The sequence below is a fragment of the Bradyrhizobium sp. genome (assembly GCF_049586575.1).
Classification (GTDB): Bacteria; Pseudomonadota; Alphaproteobacteria; order Rhizobiales; family Xanthobacteraceae; genus Bradyrhizobium.
The window spans coordinates 1-3,668 of sequence record NZ_JBAVCF010000234.1 but is presented as its reverse complement, the minus strand read 5'-3'; the positions used below and the strand labels follow the sequence as shown (position 1 = coordinate 3,668).

At 60.2% G+C, this 3,668-nt stretch carries 3 protein-coding genes and 1 pseudogene; all 4 read right to left on the bottom strand.

Going from position 1 to position 3,668, the window contains the following annotated elements; all coding sequences use genetic code 11:
• The coding region (locus tag WB528_RS09045) for a molybdopterin-dependent oxidoreductase (protein WP_423888078.1) at positions 1 to 2,137 on the bottom strand (2,137 nt) is incomplete at its 3' end.
• A gap of 13 nt (positions 2,138 to 2,150) precedes the next feature.
• Positions 2,151 to 2,378 (bottom strand): formate dehydrogenase, encoded by a 228-nt coding sequence (locus WB528_RS09040; RefSeq protein WP_423888077.1) that lies wholly within the window; start codon positions 2,376 to 2,378, stop codon positions 2,151 to 2,153.
• A gap of 31 nt (positions 2,379 to 2,409) precedes the next feature.
• Positions 2,410 to 2,964, bottom strand: a complete 555-nt coding sequence (locus WB528_RS09035; RefSeq protein ID WP_423888079.1) for a TorD/DmsD family molecular chaperone — start codon at positions 2,962 to 2,964, stop codon at positions 2,410 to 2,412.
• Positions 2,965 to 3,018: 54 nt separating this feature from the next.
• Positions 3,019 to 3,192, bottom strand: a pseudogene (locus WB528_RS09030) (hypothetical protein); the annotation flags it as partial.
• Positions 3,193 to 3,668 lie beyond the last annotated feature (476 nt).

The window sequence follows — 3,668 nt, the reverse complement described above, 5'->3', positions numbered from 1 at the left end:
CCTTGGAATAGGAGCCCTCGGCCAGCAGGTTGACCTTCACGGTGGTGCCGTCGGGCCGCTTTTCCTCGCGCTCAACGCCGAAGCGCGCGCGGAAGGTGCCGCCGCCATCCTGGATGCTCTTGGTCGTATCGTAAAGCAAAGGCGTTCCGGGATGCCGAACTTCGGGCGATCCCCAGCACGGCCACGGGAGGCCGTAATAATCGCCCCCGACTTCCGGGTCGTCCTTCGGCGCACGCAACGTCACAAGATCAAACTTGTGCTGGTTCTTCATATGCGCCTTGATACGCTCCGGCGACTGGCCGCAGTAACCAGTCGACCAACTGCCGCGGTTGATCTCGCGCAGGATGTCCTCGGCCTCTGGAAGATTGTTCGTGACCTTGATGTTCTTGAACATCTTGTCGGCGAATCCGAGCTTCTTGGCGATCAGGTACATCACCTCGAGATCGTCTTTTGACTCAAAGATCGGCTTGACGATCGGATCGGCCCATTGCATCGAGCGGTTGGTCGCGATGCGCGAGCCCTTGCATTCGAACTGCGTCGCGACCGGCAGGAGATAAGTGCCCTCTTTACGCCCAGCCTCCACCGACAGTGAAGCCCAGGTGGTCGGATGCGGGTCGGCGATGACCAGCAATTCGAGCGCCTTCAGTGCCTTCATCGATTCGGGAATGCGCGTGATCGAGTTGCTGGCATGGCCCTGCACGTACATTGCGCGGACATTGTCCTTCTGTTCAACCTGGTCCTTCGGCAACAGCACCGCGTCGAACCAGCGTGTCAGCGGGATGCCGGACGTGTTCATCATCTTTTTGTCGTCGAAGCGCGACACGAACCAGTCGTAATCGGTCTCCCATACGCGCGCCCAATGATGCCAGGCGGCATCAGTCAGGCCGTAATAAAACGGCAACGTCACGATATCGAGGCCGACGTCGGTCGCGCCCTGCACGTTGTCGTGGCCGCGCAGGATGTTGCCGCCGGTGCCGGCACCGACACCGGCATTGCCGGTCATCAGACAGGCGATGCAGCTGGCACGCACGTTGGCGGTGCCAACGGAGTGCTGGGTCTGGCCCATGCACCACAGGATCGTTGCCGGCTTTTCGGTGGCGAACATCTTGGCGATGTATTCCATCTGCTTGCCGGGAACGCCGGTCACGCGCTCGCACTCCTCCGGATTCCACTTCTCCACTTCCTTGCGGAGATCGTCGAAGCCATAGACGCGCTGTTTGATGAATTCCTTGTCTTCCCAACCGTTCTTGAGAATATGCCACATCATGCCATACAGCACAGGGATGTCCGTGCCGGGGCGGATGCGGGCGTATTCCGTCGCATGCGCCGCGGTGCGGGTCATGCGCGGGTCGAAGACGATGAAGTTACCCTTGTTGAGCTCTTTGCTCTCCAGCATGTGTTGCATGCCGACCGGATGCGCCTCCGCCGCGTTGCTGCCGATGAAGATCATCGTTTTGGCGTTGCGCAGGTCGTTAAGACTGTTGGTCATCGCGCCGTAGCCCCAGGTATTGGCCACGCCGGTGACGGTGGTCGAATGGCAGATGCGGGCCTGGTGGTCGGTGTTGTTGGTGCCCCAGTACGCACCCATTTTGCGCATCCAGTAGGAGGCCTCATTGGTCATCTTGGCCGAACCGATCCAGTAGACCGACTCCGCCCCCGATTTCTTCCGGATCTCCAGCATCTTGTCGCCGATCTCGTCGATTGCCTGGTCCCACTTGATGCGCGTCCACTGGCCGTTGACGAGCTTCATCGGATATTTCAGGCGCCGTTCGCCGCTAACCAACTCGCGTACCGAGGCGCCTTTGGCGCAATGCGAGCCCCGATTGATCGGCGAATCCCAGCTCGGCTCCTGGCCGATCCAGACGCCGTTGGCGACTTCCGCCGTGACCGTGCAGCCGACCGCACAATGCGTGCAGATACCCTTGTGGATCGTCGCGCCGGAAGTAAGCGGACCAGCCGCAGCAGCCTCGGCTTTCCGCACGCTAGTCAGCGGCAGGGTGCCGATTGCCGCGAAGCTGCCTGCAACAAGGCCGGATCGGCGCAGGAAAGCACGGCGATCGAGACCGGTACCACCATTTGCAGCAAGAGCCGTGAGCGAACCGCGGCGCGCCTGTCGTTCCGTTCGCTTGATCAGCATGGCCTTTGCTCCTTTACTTCTTCGCGGGGTAGCGGTTGACGCGATAGAACGCCTGAACATCGGGCGAGTTCACGTTGTAGCGCGGTTTGCGCCTTTCATCGGCGGTCTCGTTTCCGGCCAACGCGTCGCTGGCGAATGGCGCGGTTGCGAGCATGGCGGTGCCGCCTATGGCGCCTGCGCTTATTCCGCGCAGTAAGTCACGGCGTCGTACGATCTTTTCGTCGCTCGGCCTGACCTTCATCGCGATTCCTCCTCGATCACGCGCGCGCCGGTCAGCCGGCGAGCGCGAAAGCTTCCGATTCGATTTGCAGGAACAGACGTCCGAACATTCCGACGTGACGATAGAACCGCGCCGCTGCGGCGGCTTCGATGTCGGCAAAGAAGCGTCCGATCCACGGCGCCATATGCTTCTCGAAAATCAATCGATCCGAGCCGGCTGGCGCTGGCAACTCGCCGCTCGTCAATCCGGCCATAATCTCACAGAGAATGCCGGCATGATCTTCCGGTTCCGCCACGCCCTCGGCCCGATCGATGCTAAGCCGCGACAAATCATCGCGAAGCCGCGCCAGCGGGCGCTCATGCAGAAAGCCGGTCAAATAGAATGAGGCGTACGGCACGATTTCACCGCGGCCGATGCCGATGAAGAGAGCGAAAAACTCTCGCTCAACACCCTCGGTCGAGGCTTCATGCGCTGCCGCGGCGATCTCGGTCAGTGCCAATCCGAGCGGCGATGCGTCCCCGCGTAATTGCGCAAGGCGCGAAAGCAGATCGGCGTCGGGAGCGCGCTGGAGCAGGCTGCCGAGGAGCGCGTAGGCGTGCGCGCGCATGAGGTCGACGTCATCTAATCCAGTCGTGTTGAGATCGCTGCAAAGATCGGGCCGTAACGCCGCGCATGTGACGCCTGTTGCCGCCTCCACCGCAACAACGCGCTCAGCCGCAACGTGAGTCCAGTTGGATACCGATGGCTGTGAAATACCGATGCGCCCGCGAGCTCGGTGACGCGTTTGGCAGTCTCCCGATTCTCGGTAGATGTTTTCTCTATCCGTGCCTGTCATTCGGTACGTTGGGTTTTAGGACGCGACTGAAGACTCGCATGTTTGACCGCGCATTCCCGCGCACTGGCATACGTCTTCAGATAGCTTTATATATCTAGCTTTCTCACTCCTCGAAGGCAACCTAAGTATTGCCGCTCTGTGTCGGGGTAGCCTCGCGGCCGAAGGTGGAGTAATCCTCCTATCCTAGTGGTTCAGCTATCACCCGGTTGTGTGCGATCTCGGACCATCATCACTTCAGCAATTTCAAGGTCGCGCTATGATTGGAATCAATATCCTTGAACAAGGTCTGCGTCCAAGGGCAGACGCCCCAGCCTGATGGTTGGAGCTAACAGGCTGCTGAAGAAGTACGATTTTTAGACTGATCTTTGGCTTTTTGCATGTGCTATGCCGGGGTCGATGTATGGAAGCGACAGGTGAGTTACGGTCATCCTGTCAGGCAGCGGTTTGCGCCAGCAGCTTCGGGATGCGGATCAGGT

Coding starts and splice junctions, on each gene's coding strand:
- WB528_RS09040 (WP_423888077.1), bottom strand. CDS start 2,378: ATGAAGGTCAGGCCGAGCGACGAAAAGATCGTACGACGCCGTGACTTA.
- WB528_RS09035 (WP_423888079.1), bottom strand. CDS start 2,964: ATGCGCGCGCACGCCTACGCGCTCCTCGGCAGCCTGCTCCAGCGCGCT.